We start from the raw sequence: 18,102 nt of genomic DNA, 5'->3' as shown, positions 1-18,102 counted from the left end.
CGGGCGCCCCCCCCCCCCCCCCCCCCCCCCCCCCCCCCCCCCCCCCCCGCCCCCCCCCCCCCCCCCCCCCCCGCCCCCCCCCCCCCCCCGCGGTCGGATTCCGGCCACCTCGCCGAGGCGCGCGGATCAGCTGCCGAGCACCTCGCGGAGGTCGTACGAGACCGGCTCCTCCAGCTGCGCGTAGGTGCAGCTCTCCGGCGTGCGGTCCGGCCGCCAGCGGCGGAACTGCGCGGTGTGCCGGAAGCGGGTGCCCTCCATGTGGTCGTACGCGACCTCGACCACCCGCTCGGGGCGCAGCGCGATCCAGGACAGGTCCTTCCCGCCGGTCCAGCGGCTGACCGCGCCCGGCAGCCGGCCCTCGGCGTGCGCGGCCTCCTCCGCCCAGGCCGCCCAGGGGTGGGCGGACAGGTCGTCCATGCGCAGCGGGGCGAGTTCCTCGGCCAGTTCGCGGCGGCGGGCCATCGAGAAGGCCGCGCAGACGCCGACGTGCTGGAGCCTCCCACCGTCGTCGAAGATGCCGAGCAGCAGCGAGCCGACCACCGGGCCGCTCTTGTGCTCGCGGTAGCCGGCCACCACGCAGTCGGCGGTGCGCTCGTGCTTGACCTTGAACATCGTCCGCTCCCCCGGCCGGTACGGCTGGTCCAGCGGCTTGGCCACCACCCCGTCCAGCCCGGCGCCCTCGTACTCGGCGAACCAGGACCGGGCGACCTCGCGGTCGGTGGAGGCGGGCGCGGTGAACACCGGGTCGCCCGCGCCGGCGAGCGCCGCCTCCAGGGCCGGACGGCGCACCGACAGGGGCTCGTCCACCAGGGAGTCGTCACCCAGGGCGAGCAGGTCGAAGGCCACGAAGGAGGCCGGGGTCTGCTCGGCGAGCAGCTTCACCCGGCTCGCCGCCGGGTGGATCCGCTCCAACAGCTCCTCGAAGCGCAGCCGCCCGTCCCGGGCGATCACCACCTCGCCGTCCAGCACGCAGCGGGGCGGCAGCTCCCGCCGGAACGCCTCGACCAACTCGGGAAAGTACCTGGTCAGCGGCTTGCCGGTACGACTGCCGAGCTCGACCTCGGCACCGTCGCGGAACACGATGGTGCGAAAGCCGTCCCACTTGGCCTCGTACTGCATCCCCGACGGGATCTCGGCCACCGACTTGGCGAGCATCGGCGCCACCGGCGGCATCACGGGCAGGTCCATGCGTCCGATCCTCGCCCGGTTCGCCCCGGGGCGCGCGCCGGGCGCGGCGCGCTTAGCGTGTGACACATGGGCTCAGCCGTGGAACTGGAAGTCGCCGGGCGGACCGTCCGGCTGTCGAACCCGGACAAGGTGTACTACCCCGAGCGCGGCTTCACCAAGCTCGACGTCGCCCAGTACTACCTGGCCGTCGCCGACGGGGTGCTGCGCGGCCTGCGGGACCGGCCGACCACGCTCCAGCGCTTCCCCGAGGGCGTCGACGGCGAGTTCTTCTACCAGAAACGCGCGCCCAAGGGCCTGCCGGAGTGGCTGCCCACCGCCCGGATCAACTTCCCCAGCGGCCGCTCCGCCGACGAGATCTGCCCCACCGAGCCGGCCGCCGTGCTGTGGGCGGCCAACCTGGGCTGCCTCACCTTCCACCCGTGGCCGGTGCGGCGCACCGACACCGACCACGTGGACGAACTGCGGATCGACCTCGACCCGCAGCCGGGCACCGACTTCCGCGACGCCGTCCGCGCCGCCCATGAACTGCGCGGACTGCTGGAGGAGTACGGGCTGCGCGGCTGGCCCAAGTCCTCCGGCGGGCGCGGCCTGCACGTCTACGTCCCGCTGGCACCCGAGTGGACCTTCACCGACGGACGGCACGCGGTGATCGCCCTCGGCCGGGTGCTGGAACAGCGGATGCCCGGGGCGGTCACCACGGCCTGGTGGAAGGAGGAACGCGGCGAGCGGATCTTCGTCGACTACAACCAGATGGCCCGCGACCGCACCATCGCCTCCGCCTACTCCCTGCGCGCCCGCCCCCGCGCCACCGCCTCCACCCCGCTGCGCTGGGAGGAACTGGACGACGCCTCCCCCGAGGACTTCGACCTGCGCACCGTCCCCGCCCGCTTCGCCGAACTCGGGGACCTCAACGCGGAGATGGAGCAGCACGCGTTCCGGCTGGACGCGGTGCTGGAGCTCTACGCCAAGCAGCTGCGCGACGAGGGCCTCGGCGAACTCCCCTACCCGCCCGACCACCCCAAGGCCGAGGGCGAGCCCACCCGCGTCCAGCCCAGCCGGGCCCGCAGGAAGTGACGCCCGGCGGGGCGTACCCGGTGCCGGCGCTGCCCGGGCCCACGCCTCCGGCGGCCGCCGCTCCGGCGCCATCCGCTCGTCACCGCGCCTACCCGCTCGTCCACCGCGCGTTCCTGCCCGTCCCACCGCGCGTACCTGCCCCTCCACCGGGCGACGTAGGCTGGCGCCCTCGACGGACGGGCGCGGACGGAGGCGCGGATGGGCGTGCGGGGGCTGGCGGAGATCCTGGCGGACGCGGCGGGTGGGTTGTTCCCGCCGGCGGACGGCTCGGTGACGGTGGTGCCGCAGCCGTCGCCGCGCGAGGCCGGGGTGGTGTCCTTCGCCGCCCACGCCGTGGTCTTCACCGACGAGGACCCGGCCTGGGTGCACGAGACGCTCGCCGCCGTGCCCGGCGACCCGCTGTCCGCGCCGCTCTGCCCGCCCTTCCTCACCGCCTTCGCCGCACTCACCGGCCGCACCGTCAACAACATCGACCTGCTGACGGTCGCCGACCGCCTCCCGGGCGAGCCGCCCCTGCCGCTGGCCGAGGTCCGGGACCGCTCGCACCCGCGGGTGGCCCGGGCGCTGCGCTACCGCGAGGACGTCCGGGTCTTCACCACCGACGGCGGCGTGCTGATCCTCGGCCGCGGCGTGGCCGGCCGCTGGGAGTGCGCCGTCGAGGTCGACCCCGACGCCCGGACCCGCGGCCTCGGCCGCGCCCTCGCCACCGCGGCCCGCCACCTCCTCCCCGAGGGCAGCGCCGTCTGGGCCCAGCAGGCCCCCGGCAACGCCCCCAGCGTCCGCGCCTTCCAGGCCGCCGGCTACCGCCCGGTCGGCGCGGAGGCGCTGCTGGTACCGGGGCAGCCGTAGGGGCCGAGAGGGTCATCCGGCCGGTCATCGTGCCCTGGCAGGCCACCTGTCGCCGAGAGGTTATTCGCCGCGCGCGCCCGGCGGGGCGAGGTCCGCGATGGTCCGGGCGGCGTCCGCGATCTGGCTGTCCGTCAGGTCGCCGCGGGCCGTCAGGCGGAGCCTGCTGATGCCGTCCGGGACGGACGGGGGGCGGAAGCAGCCGACGGCGAGGCCGGCGCGGCGGCAGTCGGCGGCCCAGGCGACGGCGGAGTCCGGGCCCGGGGCGCGGACGGAGACCACGGCGGCGTCCGGCTCGGAGGCGCGGAGCCCGAGTGCGGTGAGCCGGGCGGCGAGGGTGAGGGCGACCTCGCGGGTGCGGTCGGCGCGCTGCGGCTCGGCGCGCAGCAGGCGCAGGGCGGCGAGGGCGGCGCCGGCGGCGGCGGGGGCGAGGCCGGTGTCGAAGATGAAGGTCCGGGCGGTCTCGGTGAGGTGCCGGATCACCCGGCGCGGGCCGAGGACGGCGCCGCCCTGGGCGCCGAGCGACTTGGAGAGGGTGACGGTGGCGACGGTGTCGGGTGCGCCGGCGAGCCCGGCAGCGGCCAGCGCGCCCCGGCCGCCGGGGCCGAGGACGCCCAGCCCGTGCGCGTCGTCGACCAGCAGTGCGGCGCCGTGGGCGCGGACGGCCCGGGACAGCTCGGGCAGCGGCGCGGCGTCGCCGTCCACCGAGAACACCGAGTCCGTGACGGTGAGCGCCCGCCGCTGCGTCCGTGCGGCCAGCACCTCGGCGACGGCCGCCGGATCGCTGTGCGGGGCCCGGTGGACGTCGGATCGGGAGAGGCGGCAGCCGTCGATCAGCGAGGCGTGGTTGTAGGCGTCCGACACGATGAGCGTGTCCGGGTCGGTGAGCGCGGTGAGCGCGGCCAGGTTGGCGGTGTAGCCGGAGGAGAACACCAGCGCCGCCTCGACTCCGCAGAACTCGGCGAGCTCCTCCTCGAGTTCGGTGTGCAGCGCGGTCGTCCCCGTCACCAGCCGCGAGCCCGTCGATCCCCCGCCCCACCGCAGGGCGGCCTCCGCCGCCGCCCGGGTCACGACCGGGTGCCGGGTGAGCCCCAGGTAGTCGTTCCCGGCGAGGTCCAGCACCCCGTCCTCGGCCGCCCTGCTGCGCAGGGTGCGGGTCAGCCCGGCGTCGGCGCGCAGCGCGGCGGCCTCGTCCAGCCAGTCGAAGACCTGTGCCGGGGCGAGGTCGGCGGCGGGCGGTTCGGGCATGAGGGGGAGGGTCATGCCCGGCACTCTGGCACGCCCCGGGAACGGCGGGCAATGTGCCACTCGGCACATGATCGGCGCGGTCGGCTGGCCGGTCGTGACAACGCCGGCGGCGCCGGCGGCCGGTCCGAGGCTTTGCCCGGCGGTGCGGCGAGCAGGCAAGATAGCCGGGTGACCCTCCTTGAGCTGATGCCGAAGCCCGCCACGCCCGACGCGCTGTACGAGACGTTCGCAGCCTGGGCGGAGGAGCGTGGGATCACGCTGTACCCGGCTCAGGAGGAGGCGCTGATCGAGCTGGTGTCCGGGAACAACGTGATCCTGGCGACGCCGACCGGCTCGGGCAAGAGCCTGGTGGCGGCGGGCGCGCACTTCGCGGCGCTGGCCGAGGGCCAGCGGACCTTCTACACCGCCCCGATCAAGGCGCTGGTCTCGGAGAAGTTCTTCGACCTGGTGAAGATGTTCGGCACCGAGCAGGTCGGCATGATGACCGGGGACGCCAGCGTGAACCCGACCGCGCCGATCATCTGCTGCACGGCCGAGGTGCTGGCCCAGATCGCGCTGCGGGACGGCGCGCGGGCGGACATCGGCCAGGTGGTCATGGACGAGTTCCACTTCTACGCGGAGCCGGACCGCGGCTGGGCCTGGCAGATCCCGCTGCTGGAGCTGCCGCAGGCGCAGTTCCTGCTGATGTCGGCGACCCTCGGCGACGTCCGCCGCTTCGAGGAGGACCTGACCCGCCGCACCGGGCGCCCGACCACCGTGGTGCGCAACGCGACCCGGCCGGTGCCGCTGTTCTACGAGTACCGCCGCACCACCATGCACGACACCCTGGAGGAGCTGCTGCAGACCGGCCAGGCGCCGGTCTACGTGGTGCACTTCACCCAGAAGGAGGCGGTGGAGCGGGCGCAGTCGCTGATGAGCATCAACATGTGCTCGAAGGCGGAGAAGGACGCCATCGCCGAGCTGATCGGCAACTTCCGCTTCACCACCAAGTTCGGCCGCAACCTGTCCCGTTACGTGCGCCACGGCATCGGCGTGCACCACGCGGGGATGCTGCCGAAGTACCGCCGGCTGGTCGAACGCCTCGCCCAGGCGGGCCTGTTGAAGGTGATCTGCGGCACCGACACGCTCGGCGTCGGCGTCAACGTGCCGATCCGCACGGTGCTGTTCACCGCGCTGTCGAAGTACGACGGGCAGCGCGTGCGCATCCTGCGTGCCCGCGAGTTCCACCAGATCGCCGGGCGGGCCGGCCGGGCCGGCTTCGACACCGTCGGCCAGGTGGTGGCGCAGGCGCCGGAGCACGTGATCGAGAACGACAGGGCGATCGCCAAGGCCGGGGACGACCCGAAGAAGAAGCGCAAGGTCGTCCGGAAGAAGGCCCCGGAGGGCTTCGTCGGCTGGACCGAGGAGACCTTCGAGAAGCTGATCGCCGCCGATCCGGAGCCGCTGGTCTCCCGGTTCAAGGTGAGCCACGCGATGCTGCTGTCGGTGATCGGCCGCCCGGGGAACGCCTTCGAGGCGATGCGCAAGCTGCTCACCGACAACCACGAGGACCGGGCCGCGCAGCGCCGCCACATCCGCACCGCGATCGCCATCTACCGGTCGCTGCTGGAGGGCGGCGTGGTGGAGCGCCTGCCGGAGCCGGACTCCGAGGGCCGGATCGTCCGGCTCACCCTGGACCTCCAGGAGAACTTCGCGCTCAACCAGCCGCTGTCCACCTTCGCGCTGGCCGCCTTCGACCTGCTCGACCCGACCTCGCCGTCCTTCGCGCTGGACGTCATCTCGGTGGTCGAGGCGACCCTCGACGACCCGCGCCAAATCCTCGCCGCGCAGCAGAACAAGGCCCGCGGCGAGGCCGTCGGCGAGATGAAGCGGGACGGCGTCGAGTACGAGGAGCGGATGGAGCGGCTCCAGGAGATCACCTACCCGAAGCCGCTGGAGGAACTGCTCACCCACGCCTACGACGTGTACCGCCGGGCGCACCCGTGGATCGGCGACCACCAGCTCCAGCCGAAGTCGGTGGTCCGCGACCTGTACGAGCGGGCGATGACCTTCTCGGACTACGTGGGCTTCTACGAGCTGGCGCGCACCGAGGGCATCGTGCTGCGCTACCTGGCCGGCGCGTACAAGGCGCTGGAGCAGACCGTCCCCGAGGACGTGAAGACGGACGACCTCAAGGACGTCATCGCCTGGCTCGGCGAGCTGGTCCGCCAGGTCGACTCCAGCCTGCTGGACGAGTGGGAGCAGCTGGCCAACCCGACCGGCCCGGCCGCGCCCGAGGTCACGCTGGACGACAAGCCGGCGCCGGTCACGGCGAACGCCCGCGCCTTCCGGGTGCTGGTGCGCAACGAGATGTTCCGCCGGGTCGAGCTGTGCGCGCTGGAGCACTACGAGGAACTCGGCGAGCTGGACGGCGAGTACGGCTGGGACGCGGACCGCTGGGCGGACGCCATGGACGGGTACTGGGAGGAGTACGACGACCTCGGCACCGGCCCGGACGCGCGCGGCCCCAAGATGCTGATCATCGAGGAGGAGGACTCCGCCTGGAAGGTCCGGCAGATCTTCGACGACCCGGAGGGCGACCACGACTGGGGCATCAGCGCGGAGGTCGACCTGTACGGCTCGGACGAGGAGGGCCGGGCGGTCCTGCGGGTCACGGCGGTGGACCGGCTCGGCGGCTGACTGCCCGTCAGAGGCGGGAGCTGGCCCGGCGGTTGCCGGGCCCCCGTCCGTCCGCCGGGTCCGCCCGGCGGCCGCCGGTCACATCCACATGAAGGGCTGGCCGACCGCGTTGGAGAGGGCGCGGGTGACCTCGTCCAGGTTCTGCTCCCCGCCGGCCCCGGACGCGGTCGGCGCGGGGACGGGGGCGGTCGCGGCGCCCGTGCCGGCGGGGCCCGGGCGGCCGTCGGCGGCCCGCGAGCTGGTGACGGTCACGTAGTGGCCGACCGCCTCGACCCGCGCCTCGCCGGGGGCCTTGGCGGAGGCGGACGGCGCGGGCGCGGCGGAGGCGTCGGCGAGGATGAAGGCGACGGCACCGGGCTTGGCGCGCAGGGCGTCGGCGGCCTTGGCGGCGGAGGCCTGGTCGGCGAAGCGCAGCAGGGTGACGCTGCTGAGCACCGGGCGGTCGACACCGGTGAAGCTGACGGTCAGGTAGGCCTGGCAGCCGCTCTCCCGGAACAGTTCCTGGGTGCGGTCCTGGAGGACCTCGGCGCAGTTCTCGCCCTGCCGGATGCCGTTGCGCCGGGCCTTGTACCCGGCGGCCTCCAGCGGCCGCTGGGCGGGGAAGAGGTTGTCGGCGTTGAGGCCCTCGGGGTCGGTGGACGGCGGCGGCGGGCCCACCACCGGGGGCGTCCTGGCCGCGTCCTTGCTGGACGGGCCGAGGCCGGGTATGTAGTCGCCGGGCATCGGGCGGGTGATGATCCATCCGCCGGCCGCGACCACGCCGACCATGACGACCCAGCCGACCGCGCGACGGCCGGTCAGCCGCCGGCCGCGCCTGCGCTCCGCCACCGCGGCCGCAGTCGCCCCCGCCGGACCGGCGCCCACGCCGGTCCGCTGTCCTGCCCGGCCGTCCTGGCCCTCTCCCGGAGTCGGGGTGCGCTCCCCCTGCGTGGTCATGGCGCAGATTCTAAGCACTTGGCCGGTGGCCCGGATCACGGGGTCCGCGGTTGTCGATCTTCCTTCGGGCCGGGGCTCGCCGCCGCCTTCCCTACTCTGCGGTAACCTCAGCCTCCGGCCGCCGTCAAGCTCGTGACCAGCCTCGACGCCGTGAGCTACGACACTGTGGCAATCGGCACATCCTTCCGGGGATCTTCTGGTGGGTTTGCTCTGGCGCCATTCGAGCGGCAGCAGGCAGGATCGGCCCATGGATCTGCTCGATACCCTCACCGCCAAGGGCCTGCGCGGCGAAATCCCGACCCGCGAGGAGGCACTGGCCGTCCTCGCCACCACCGACGACGAGCTGCTCGACGTGGTCGCCGCGGCCGGCAAGGTGCGCCGCCGCTGGTTCGGCCGCCGGGTCAAGCTCAACTACCTGGTGAACCTCAAGAGCGGCCTCTGTCCGGAGGACTGCTCCTACTGCTCCCAGCGGCTGGGGTCCAAGGCCGAGATCCTCAAGTACACCTGGCTCAAGCCCGACCAGGCCGCGGACGCCGCCCGCGCCGGGGTGGCCGGCGGTGCCAAGCGGGTCTGCCTGGTCGCCAGCGGGCGCGGGCCGACGGACCGTGACATCGACCGGGTCACCGACACCATGGCCGCCATCAAGGAGGCCGACCCCCAGGTCGAGATCTGCGTCTGCCTCGGCCTGCTCTCCGACAACCAGGCCGAGCGGCTCAAGGCGGCCGGCGCCGACGCCTACAACCACAACCTCAACACCTCCGAGGGCACCTACGGCGACATCACCACCACCCACACCTACGCGGACCGGGTGGACACCGTGCAGAAGGCCCACGGCGCCGGGCTGTCCGCCTGCTCCGGCCTGATCGCCGGCATGGGCGAGAGCGACGAGGACCTGGTCGACGTCGTCTTCGCGCTGCGCGAGCTGGGCTCGGACTCCGTCCCCGTCAACTTCCTCATCCCCTTCGAGGGCACCCCGCTGGCCAAGGAGTGGAACCTCACCCCGCAGCGCTGCCTGCGCATCCTGGCGATGGTCCGCTTCGTCAACCCGGACACGGAGGTGCGGATCGCCGGCGGGCGCGAGGTCCACCTGCGCTCGATGCAGCCGCTCGGCCTGCACATCGCCAACTCCATCTTCCTGGGCGACTACCTGACCAGCGAGGGCCAGGCCGGACAGGCCGACCTCGACATGATCAAGGACGCCGGCTTCGAGGTCGAGGGCGCCGGCGAGGCCACCCTGCCCCGCCACCGCGCCGACGTCGCGGCGGCCGCCGCCGGCTCCTGCGGCACCGCGGCCTCGGCCTGCGGCAGCGGCGGCGGCTGCGGACCGTGCGGCGGGCACGCCCACACCCCGGAGGCCGAGGCGGCACCCGCCGCGCAGGCCCCCACCGCCGAGGGCGCGGCCGACGAGCTGCGCAGCGACCTGGTCAAGGTCCGCCGCCGCGGCGCCGGCACCGAACTCGCCCCCAACGCCTGACCCCGGAGAGATCCCACCATGTCCCAGCTGTCCACGGACACGCTGCTCGCACTGGACCGGGCCCACGTCTGGCACCCGTACGGGCCGATGCCCGGCACCGCCACCCCGTACGTGGTCGAGTCCGCCTCCGGCGTCCGGCTGCGCCTGGCCGAGCCGGTCGCGGGCGGCCGGCGCGAGCTGGTCGACGGGATGTCGTCCTGGTGGGCGGCGATCCACGGCTACCGGCACCCGGTCCTGGACGAGGCGGTGCGCGAGCAGCTGGGACGGATGAGCCACGTGATGTTCGGCGGGCTCACCCACGAGCCCGCCGTCCGGCTGGCGGCGAAACTGGTCGAGATCACCCCGGAGCCGCTGCGGCACGTCTTCCTCGCCGACTCGGGCTCGGTCTCCGTCGAGGTCGCGATCAAGATGTGCCTGCAGTACTGGCAGTCGACCGGCCGCCCGGCCAAGCGCCGCCTGCTCACCTGGCGCGGCGGCTACCACGGCGACACCTTCCACCCGATGTCGGTCTGCGACCCGGACGGCGGGATGCACCACCTGTGGGGCGGAGTGCTGCCCGGGCAGCTCTTCGCACCGCAGCCGCCGGCCGGCTTCGACGCCCCGCTCGACCCCGGGTACGCCGCGCGGTTCGAGGAGCTGATGGCCCGCCACGCCGACGAGCTGGCGGCCGTCATCGTCGAGCCGGTGGTCCAGGGCGCCGGCGGGATGCGGTTCCACTCCCCCGCGTACCTGCGCATGCTGCGCGAACTCTGCGACCGCCACGGCGTGCTGCTGGTCTTCGACGAGATCGCCACCGGCTTCGGCCGCAGCGGCGCCCTGTTCGCCGCCGACCACGCCGGCGTCTCCCCGGACGTGATGTGCCTGGGCAAGGCCCTCACCGGCGGCTACCTCACCCTCGCCGCCACCCTGTGCACCGCCGAGGTCGCCGACGGCATCAGCCGCGGCGAGATGCCCGTCCTCGCCCACGGGCCCACGTTCATGGGCAACCCGCTGGCCTGCGCGGCCGCCAACGCCTCGCTGGACCTGCTGCTCGGGCAGGACTGGGAGGTCCGGGTCAAGCGGGTCGAGGCGGGCCTGCGGGAGGGCCTGGCGGCAGCCGCCGAGGTGCCGGGCGTCCTGGACGTCCGCGTCCAGGGGGCCATCGGCGTGGTGCAGTTGGACCACCCGGTGGACGTCGCGGCCGCCACCGAGGCGGCGGCGCGCGAAGGCGTCTGGCTGCGGCCCTTCCGGGACCTGCTCTACACGATGCCCCCCTATGTGACGGAGGACGAGGACGTGGCACGGATCGCTGCCGCAGTGACCGCCGCGGCGGTGGCCGGATGAGCGCGCGCATCCTGTTCGTGACCGGCACCAACACCGACGTCGGCAAGACCGTCGCGACCGCGGCGCTCGCCTCGGCGGCCCTGCGGGGCGGCCTGAAGGTCGCCGTCCTCAAGCCCGGGCAGACCGGCGTGGCGCCGGGCGAGCCCGGCGACGCCGCCGAAGTGCGGCGCCTGGCAGGGGAGCTGACGGTCCGCGAGCTGGTCCGCTACCCGGAGCCGCTGGCCCCCGACACGGCCGCCCGGCGGGCCGCGATGCCGTACCTGTCCCCGGCCGAGGTGGTGGCCGAGGTCGCCGGGCTCGCCGCCACCCACGACCTGGTCCTGGTCGAGGGGGCGGGCGGCCTGCTGGTCCGCTACGACGACGAGGGCCGCACCCTCGCCGACCAGGCCCGGGCCGTGCTCGACGCCGGACTGCCCGCCGAGGTGCTGCTCATCGCGTCCGCCGGACTCGGCACCCTCAACATCGTCGCGCTCACCGCCGAGGCCCTCGCCGCCCGCGAACTCCCCCTCGCCGGCGTGGTCATCGGCTCCTGGCCCGCCGCCCCCGGCCTCGCCGAGCGCTGCAACCTCGCCGACCTCCCGCGCTCGGCCGGCGCCCCGCTGCTCGGCGCCCTGCCCGAACGCGCGGGCGCCGCCGAGGACTTCGCCGCCCTCGCGGCCGCCTCGCTCGCCCCCGAGCTCGGCGGCAGCTGGGACGCGGAGCACTTCGCACACGTCCACCGGCCGGATCCGCCCCGGCTTCGCTCGATGGTGTGAAGCCCGGGCCGGAACGGCGCACGGCGCGGGCACCGGCTCAATACCGTTGCCTCCATGACAGACGGGCTGACCGTGGACGAGGCCCTGCGGGCCCTGGCCGCCCTGGAGGCGGCGTGGAAGGACGACGACGAGGCGCTGTCCGCCCTTGCGGCGGGCACCGCCCGTGAGCGAGCGCTGCCGGAGCTGGTCGCCGCGTACGGCGAGCACGCGATGGACACGCTGATGGCCCTGGCCTTCGGCCTGCGGTCCAGCATGAGCGACGAGGAGATCGCCGAACTGTCGGACGCCGTCAGCGCCAACATCGGCGCCCGGATGAGCGCCCTGCTCACCCAGACCCTCAAGGCCTGGGGCACGGTCGCCGCCCCGGACGACCTCAGGGTCACCAAGGTCATCGCCCACACCGTGATCGACGCCATGCGCGCCGTCACCGAGGACCCCAGCAAGACCGAGGTCCTCCCCCTCCTGGCCACCTTCCGCAGCTACGCCCTCAACGACAACTGAGGCGGGCTACCCGGCCCGCGCGGCGACCGGGTTGTCGAGCAGCAGGTCGTGCCCGACCTCGCTGAGGGCGTGCCGCACCTGCTTGCCCTGGCGGCGGGTGGTGATCAGCCCGGCGGCGCGCAGGGCGGCGGCGTGCGCGGAGGCGGACGGCGGGGTGATGCCGAGCCGCTGGGCGAGTTCGGTGGTGGAGCAGGAGCTGCCGGCGATGGTGCGCAGGACCCGGGCCCGGGCGGGGCCGAGGGCGGCGGCGAGGCCGTCGGCGATCGGGGCCCGGCTCGGGGGCTCGGCGGTCGGGGCGCCGAGGGGGTGCAGCAGGAGGCTCTGGCGGCCTGGTTCTGCCAGCAGGCTGATGCTCCGCTGGACGAAGTAGTTGGGCCGCAGCTCCAGGCCCCGGCCGCCCAGGTCGAAGGAGCCCTCCAGTTCGCCGAGGGTGCACTCCAGGACTCCTTCGTCCCGCCAGACCGCCTTCGGGTGGAGCGTGTTGAGCATCGTGCCGATCCCCGAGCGGGCGGCGGTGCGGGCGCGGACGGCGATGTCGGCCTCCAGGGCGCGCCGGATGTCGGGCCAGTCCGAGGCGAGGCAGGACCGGAACAGGGCCCAGGCGCCGTCGCTGACCTCGCGCAGGCCCCGGGCGCCGTCATCGCGCAACCGGGCCAGCGCGGTGGGGAGTTCGTTCCCGCTGCCGAACATCGCGACGTTCTCCTCGACGGCCTGCTGCGAGACGGAGAGGAGCGCGTCGAGCTCGTCGTTCAGCTGCCGGCGGACGGAGTCGAGGTCCGCCACCATGAAGTCCGGAACTCCGATCGGGCTCGCGTTGACCACGTCGAGGAAGCGCCGGGCCCGGTCGGGCACGTGGCGGCGGACGTCCCGCCACCAGCGCTCGCTGCGCGACCCGTTGCCCTGGTGCACCCCCGACCGGGCCGAGCCGGCCAGCAGGTGGTCGAGCGGCGAGATCACGAAGCGGGTGTTCGCAAGATCCGCGACCCCGAACCTCAGCGCGATCACAAGTCTTCCTCCCTATCCCCACAACCGCCTTGACCTGGCACGTTCTTGACTATTAGGCCCTGAGGCTAATGCATGGCCGCCCCGCCGCGGCGCTTGGCATGCTCTCTCTGGCCGGCACGGCGGAGACTCGCTCCGGCCCCCACCACGAGGGGAGTGGGGGCCGGAGCACGATCCCCGACCAGGAGTCCGGCGGCCCGCAAGCGCGGCGCCTGCGGCGTACCGCCCCGGGACCAGCCCGGCGCCGTACGCCCTCCCCGGCCGCGACCGCCGCCGCGGCGCCCGCGGCGGATCGGCGGCGGAAACGCCCCGAGCGGATCCCCGGAGTCGTTCACGCTCGACCCCTTCTCTCCCGACACCGTTCGGTATACGGTGCAAAACGCTTGTTACGCACCCGGCGCGTCAGCGTAGCGAAGCTCCTCGCCTTCACCAGCCACGTTTCCACCAGCCACCAGGAGAGACGGCCATGTCCGAGCCCAACGAGCCCATCAAGTACCGCAAGAACGGCCTGACCCGCGGGGTCACCGAGGAACTGGCCGAGAGCATGAAGCAGGGCTGGGCCGACACCGAGCGCCTCGACCTGCAGCCGATACGGCAGGCCGCGCACACCGCGCGCCGCCGCGCCGCGCTGTCCGCCGCCTTCCCCGGCGAGCTGCTGGTGGTGCCGTCCGGCAACCCCAAGGTGCGGGCCAACGACACCGACTACCCGTTCCGCCCGTCCTCCGACTACGTCTACCTGACCGGCGACCAGTCCCAGGACGGCGTCCTGGTGTTGGAGCCGACCGGGGAGAGCGGCCACCGCGCCGTGGTGTACCTGCGGGACCGCTCGCGGACCGACAACGGCGAGTTCTGGCTGGACACCCACGGCGAGCTGTGGGACGGCCGCCGCAACAGCCTCACCGAGAGCGAGCGGCTGCTCGGCCTGCCCTGCCGGGACGTGCGCACGGTGCGCGCCGACCTGGCGGCGGCCGCCGGCCCGGTGCGGGTGCTGCGGGGGCACGACGCCGGGGTGGAGGCGGCCCTCGAGGGCCGGGCGGATGCCGGGAGGGACGCGGACTTCCAGGTCTTCCTGTCCGGAATGCGACTGGTGAAGGACGAGTTCGAGATCGCCGAGCTGCGCTTCGCCTGCGACGCGACGGCGCGCGGCTTCGAGGACGTGGTGCGCGTCCTCGGCTCGGACGCCGCGACGCCGGAGCGGCTGATCGAGGGCACCTTCTTCGTCCGGGCCCGGCTGGAGGGCAACGACGTCGGCTACGGCACCATCGCCGCGGCCGGTCCGCACGCCACCACCCTGCACTGGGTGCGCAACGACGGCCGGGCCGAGCCGGGCGACCTGCTGCTGCTCGACGCGGGCGTGGAGACCAGGGAGCTGTACACCGCGGACGTGACCCGCACCCTGCCGGTCTCCGGCCGCTTCACCGACCTGCAGCGCAAGGTCTACGACGCGGTGTACGCGGCCCAGGAGGCGGGCATCGCGGCGGTGCGGCCCGGCGCCGACTTCCGCGACTTCCACCGTGCCGCGCAGCGCGAGCTCGCCGAACACCTCACCGCCTGGGGCCTGTTCGGCGACCTGACCGCCGACAAGGTGTACGAGCTGGGCCTGCACCGCCGCTTCACCCTGGCGGGCACCGGCCACATGCTCGGCATCGACGTCCACGACTGCGCCCACTCCCGCACCGAGGAGCACGTCGACGGGCAGCTGCTGCCGGGCATGGTGCTCACCGTCGAGCCGGGGCTCTACTTCCAGCCCAACGACCTGACGGTGCCGGAGGAGTACCGGGGCATCGGGGTGCGGATCGAGGACGACATCCTGGTCACCGAGGACGGCCATGAGAACCTCTCGGCGGCCCTGCCCCGCCGCTCCGACGAGGTCGAGGCCTGGCTGGCCCGGCTGCGCGGCTGACGAGGGCGGACGGACCCCGGTGCGGCGCCCCCGGGATCAGGCCGGCAGCGGCTTGACCCAGCGGCTCCACTGCGGTTCGGGCCGGTAGCCGGCCGCCTGCCAGGTGCGGTGGCCGGGGGCGTTGTCGTCCAGCACCATGGCGTCGGCCCGGCGGCCGCCGAGCGCGGTGAAGCGCTCCTCGGCGGCCGCCAGCAGCGCGGCGCCGATGCCCCGGCGGCGGTGGTCGGGGGCGACGGCGAGGCGGTACAGGTGGCAGCGCCAGCCGTCCCAGCCGGCGATCACTGTTCCGACCGGGGTGGCCGGGTCGTCGGCGGTGGTGGCGACGATCAGGCAGTCCGGGTCCCGGGCGAGCAGCGCCGCCACCCCCGCCTCGTCGTCGGTGATGCTGGCGCCCTTGGCCGCGCGGGCCCAGAGGTCGAGCAGGGCGGGAATGTCGTCGGCGGTGGCGGTGCGGAGCACGATCCTGTCGGTCATGCGGGCCTGTCTAGCAGCAGCTTCGGCCGACGCGCCGGGAATTCCGGGTCCTGGACGGCTCGCCGGCTCGTCGACCCGTCGGCCCCGTCGGCCTGTCGACCCGCTGGCTGACGGCCGGCGGCTGCGATCCAGCAGCGGACCGGCGGCCTCGATCGAGCAGCGGACCGACGGCGCCGCCCGCCCCGGTCGGCCGGGGCGGGCGGTGCCGATCGTCCGGCGGTCGCCGAAGCCGGCGACCGCCGGACCCAGCGGTGATCAGATGTGGTGGCTGGTGTCCTGCTCGGTCTTCTCGATCTGCTCGATCCGGCGCTGCAGCGCGTCGGCCTGGGCGCGGGCCTTGCGCGCCGCGTCCCGCTGGCCCGCGCGGTCCAGCCGGTCGGCCTTCTGGCGCAGCTCGGCGACCTGCTGGCGCATCTCCCTGAGGTCGACCTTGATCGAGGCGGCGGCCGCCGGCTGGGCGGAGGCGACCTGGGCGGCCGTCGCCAGGGCGCCGCCTGCCAGGGCGGCGGTCAGGACGAGGGCGGACATGCGTCGACGCATGGGTGACTCCTTACGGTGGTACATGGTTCACTGACTGGACATCAACCGATTACCAGTCAGTAACCATCATGACACGGTCCCGCATCGCCCCGTGCCCCCGCTGCGGCCCGACCGGTCGCACACCCGTCAGCCGAGCCGCCACACCGTGGTGGTCTTGACCGCGGTGTCCTCCAGGTCCGCCACCACCGGCACCCGGTACGCCGCGACGGCCGTGAACCGGTCCCTCGGCAGGTAGGCCCGCCCCGGATCACCGACGATCACGGTGGCCCCGCGGGCCGCGGCCCGCTCCAGGAACGGCAGGAAGCGGGCGGCCATGGCCCGTTCGTAGAACACGTCCCCGGCGAGCACCACCTCGGCTGGTGCGCCGTCGCCGTCCACCAGGTCCACCAGCGCACCGTCCACCCGGACGCCGTTGGCCTCCGCGTTCAGTCCGATCGCGGTCACCGCGTAGGCGTCGATCTCGGCCGCCCGGACGGTGGCGGCGCCGCTCAGCGCGGCGGCCACCCCGACCAGTCCGGACCCGGCGGCGACGTCCAGGACGGCCCGCCCGGCGACCAGTTCGGGGTGGTCGAGCACGTGTCGCGCGACCGCCACCCCGCCGGCCCAGGCGAAGGCCCAGAACGGCGGCGGCAGTCCGGCCCGACCGCGCTCGCGCTCGGTGGTCTCCCACAGGGCGATCGCATCCGGCGCCATGTGCAGCCGGATCTCCGGCACGAAGGGGACGGGCTTCAGCTCGGTCTCCCGCCGGATCAGGGCGAGGTCGGCGTCCGCCTGAGGGGTTCGCAGCTCGATCGGCATGCCCGCAGCATAGGGCCGGCGCGGCGGGCCTCACGCCCGGCCGGCGGCCTTCTGGGTGCGGCGGGCGAGGGAGTCGACCACGACGGCGGCCAGCAGCACCGCACCGGTGATCATGAACTGGATGGCGTTGCTCAGGCCCTCGATGTTCATCCCGGACTGGATCGAGCCGATCACCAGCGCGCCGAGCAGCGCCGACCAGGTCTTGCCGCGCCCGCCGAACAGGCTGGTGCCGCCGATGACGGCCGCCGCGATGGCGTTCATCAGCAGGTTGCCGCCGCCGGAGGTCTGGCTGGCGGACTGGATCTGGGCGGCCAGGAAGAGGCCGCCGATGGCCGCCATGGTGGAGCAGATGGTGAAGACGCTGATCCGGATCCAGGCCACGTTGATGCCGGCCCGGCGGGCGCCCTCGATGTTGCCGCCGAGCGCGAACACCTGCCGCCCGTAGGCGGTGCGGCGCAGCACCCAGTCCAGCACCACGATGAAGATGAGGAAGATCAGGAGGGCGAGCGGCAGTCCCTTGTACTGGTTGAGCGTGTAGGCGGCCAGGAAGGCGATGATCGCCAGCAGCACGGTGCGCAGCACGATGTCGGTGACCGGTCGGTACGGCACGCCCGCGGCCCGGCGCCGGCGGGCGTCGATCAGTGAGGCGCCCAGGAACAGCAGCACGCCGACCAGCGCGGTGCCGTAGGCGGCGGCCTGCTGGCCGTAGATGGTGCTGTAGAGCCTGGAGACGATGTCCGTACCGGACAGGTTGACGGTGCCGCTGGCGCCGAGCACCTGGAGCATCAGGCCGTTCCAGCCGAGGTTGCCGGCCAGGGTGACCACGAACGCCGGGACGCCGACCTTCGCGAAGAAGATGCCGTGGATGGCACCGACGATCGCACCGCCGGCGATCGCGGTGATCAGCGCCACCCACTGGTTGACGCCGTTGGTCACGTTGAGGACGGCGTAGATCGCCGCGCACAGACCGCTGACCGAACCCACCGAGAGGTCGATCTCGCCGAGCAGCAGCACGAAGACCACGCCGATCGCGATCATGCCGGTGCCGACGATCTGCTGGGACAGGTTGGAGAGGTTCTGGGCGGACAGGAAGCTGCTGTTGAGGCTGCCGAACACGGCCCAGATCACGATCAGGGCCAGCACCACGGGCAGTGAGCCCAGTTCGCCGCTGCTCATCCGGCGCCGGAACTCGCCCAGGTAGCCCTTGACGCCCTCCTGGCGCACGATCAGCCGCGGGTCGACGGCGGGTGTGGCCTCCGGGGCCACCGGCACGGGCGCGTTGACCCCGCCCGCGGGCATGCTCTCCTCGGGCAGGTGGTGGTGGCGCCCGGGTTCACCGCCGGGAGCGCCCCCGGGGAAGT

At 74.1% G+C, this 18,102-nt stretch carries 16 protein-coding genes; 8 read left to right on the top strand and 8 right to left on the bottom strand.

Going from position 1 to position 18,102, the window contains the following annotated elements; translation table 11 throughout:
- Window positions 1-126: 126 nt before the first annotated feature.
- Window positions 127-1,188 carry an ATP-dependent DNA ligase gene (locus ACGF07_RS25140; RefSeq protein ID WP_350744856.1) on the bottom strand — a complete coding sequence of 354 codons (1,062 nt, stop codon included), beginning with the start codon at window positions 1,186-1,188 and terminating at the stop codon, window positions 127-129.
- A 66-nt stretch (window positions 1,189-1,254) separates the two neighbouring features.
- On the opposite strand from ACGF07_RS25140, the gene ligD reads away from it, so the two are divergent.
- Both ligD and ACGF07_RS25130 read left to right on the top strand, forming a co-directional pair.
- Window positions 1,255-2,262 (top strand): non-homologous end-joining DNA ligase, encoded by a 1,008-nt coding sequence (ligD, locus tag ACGF07_RS25135; protein WP_392902182.1) that lies wholly within the window; start codon window positions 1,255-1,257, stop codon window positions 2,260-2,262.
- A gap of 198 nt (window positions 2,263-2,460) precedes the next feature.
- Entirely contained in the window at window positions 2,461-3,111 is a 651-nt protein-coding gene (locus tag ACGF07_RS25130; protein ID WP_392902180.1) for a GNAT family N-acetyltransferase, read from the top strand.
- 60 nt (window positions 3,112-3,171) lie between these two features.
- On the opposite strand, the gene ACGF07_RS25125 is transcribed toward ACGF07_RS25130, so the two are convergent.
- Entirely contained in the window at window positions 3,172-4,371 is a 1,200-nt protein-coding gene (locus tag ACGF07_RS25125; RefSeq protein WP_350744849.1) for an 8-amino-7-oxononanoate synthase, read from the bottom strand.
- Between the two features lie 171 nt (window positions 4,372-4,542).
- Here ACGF07_RS25125 and ACGF07_RS25120 point away from each other — a divergent pair, with 171 nt between their 5' ends.
- A complete protein-coding gene (locus ACGF07_RS25120; protein ID WP_392902230.1) occupies window positions 4,543-7,035 on the top strand; it encodes a DEAD/DEAH box helicase in 2,493 nt (830 codons plus the stop codon).
- Window positions 7,036-7,113: 78 nt separating this feature from the next.
- Here ACGF07_RS25120 and ACGF07_RS25115 read toward each other — a convergent pair whose 3' ends face one another.
- The gene (locus ACGF07_RS25115; RefSeq protein ID WP_392902178.1) at window positions 7,114-7,971 is read right to left on the bottom strand and encodes a hypothetical protein; all 858 of its coding nucleotides are present in this window, start codon (window positions 7,969-7,971) and stop codon (window positions 7,114-7,116) included.
- Between the two features lie 247 nt (window positions 7,972-8,218).
- Between ACGF07_RS25115 and bioB the strand changes: the two genes are divergently transcribed.
- The 4 genes from bioB to ACGF07_RS25095 are packed head-to-tail and all read left to right on the top strand — an operon-like array spanning window position 8,219 to window position 12,024.
- On the top strand, window positions 8,219-9,445 hold the full coding sequence (bioB, locus tag ACGF07_RS25110; RefSeq protein ID WP_392902176.1) for a biotin synthase BioB: 1,227 nt from the start codon (window positions 8,219-8,221) through the stop codon (window positions 9,443-9,445).
- A gap of 18 nt (window positions 9,446-9,463) precedes the next feature.
- Window positions 9,464-10,768, top strand: coding sequence for an adenosylmethionine--8-amino-7-oxononanoate transaminase (locus tag ACGF07_RS25105; RefSeq protein ID WP_392902174.1), 1,305 nt, complete (start codon window positions 9,464-9,466; stop codon window positions 10,766-10,768).
- A complete protein-coding gene (gene bioD, locus ACGF07_RS25100) occupies window positions 10,765-11,523 on the top strand; it encodes a dethiobiotin synthase (protein ID WP_392902172.1) in 759 nt (252 codons plus the stop codon). The genes ACGF07_RS25105 and bioD overlap by 4 nt, the downstream gene beginning before the upstream one ends.
- 54 nt (window positions 11,524-11,577) lie before the next feature.
- Window positions 11,578-12,024 carry a hypothetical protein gene (locus tag ACGF07_RS25095; protein ID WP_350744838.1) on the top strand — a complete coding sequence of 149 codons (447 nt, stop codon included), beginning with the start codon at window positions 11,578-11,580 and terminating at the stop codon, window positions 12,022-12,024.
- Between the two features lie 6 nt (window positions 12,025-12,030).
- Here the strand turns inward: ACGF07_RS25095 and ACGF07_RS25090 are convergent, their stop codons facing one another.
- A complete protein-coding gene (locus ACGF07_RS25090; protein ID WP_392902170.1) occupies window positions 12,031-13,029 on the bottom strand; it encodes an ArsR/SmtB family transcription factor in 999 nt (332 codons plus the stop codon).
- Between the two features lie 463 nt (window positions 13,030-13,492).
- Here ACGF07_RS25090 and ACGF07_RS25085 point away from each other — a divergent pair, with 463 nt between their 5' ends.
- A complete protein-coding gene (locus ACGF07_RS25085) occupies window positions 13,493-14,929 on the top strand; it encodes an aminopeptidase P family protein (protein ID WP_392902168.1) in 1,437 nt (478 codons plus the stop codon).
- 36 nt (window positions 14,930-14,965) lie between these two features.
- On the opposite strand, the gene ACGF07_RS25080 is transcribed toward ACGF07_RS25085, so the two are convergent.
- The 4 genes from ACGF07_RS25080 to ACGF07_RS25065 all read right to left on the bottom strand — a co-directional run bounded on the left by ACGF07_RS25080 (window position 14,966) and on the right by ACGF07_RS25065 (window position 18,040).
- Window positions 14,966-15,445: a GNAT family N-acetyltransferase gene (locus ACGF07_RS25080; RefSeq protein ID WP_392902229.1), complete on the bottom strand. Its 480-nt coding sequence runs from the start codon at window positions 15,443-15,445 to the stop codon at window positions 14,966-14,968.
- Window positions 15,446-15,658: 213 nt separating this feature from the next.
- The gene (locus ACGF07_RS25075; RefSeq protein ID WP_350746273.1) at window positions 15,659-15,943 is read right to left on the bottom strand and encodes a hypothetical protein; all 285 of its coding nucleotides are present in this window, start codon (window positions 15,941-15,943) and stop codon (window positions 15,659-15,661) included.
- 126 nt (window positions 15,944-16,069) lie between these two features.
- Complete coding sequence (locus ACGF07_RS25070; RefSeq protein WP_350746270.1) at window positions 16,070-16,741, bottom strand: 50S ribosomal protein L11 methyltransferase; 672 nt, start codon at window positions 16,739-16,741, stop codon at window positions 16,070-16,072.
- 30 nt (window positions 16,742-16,771) lie between these two features.
- Window positions 16,772-18,040, bottom strand: coding sequence for a sugar ABC transporter permease (locus ACGF07_RS25065; protein ID WP_350746276.1), 1,269 nt, complete (start codon window positions 18,038-18,040; stop codon window positions 16,772-16,774).
- Window positions 18,041-18,102: the final 62 nt, after the last annotated feature.

The organism is Kitasatospora sp. NPDC048194, assembly GCF_043202455.1.
Lineage (GTDB): Bacteria > Actinomycetota > Actinomycetes > Streptomycetales > Streptomycetaceae > Kitasatospora.
The sequence above is the reverse complement of the archived record's forward strand: the minus strand, read 5'-3'. Positions and strand labels throughout refer to the sequence as shown.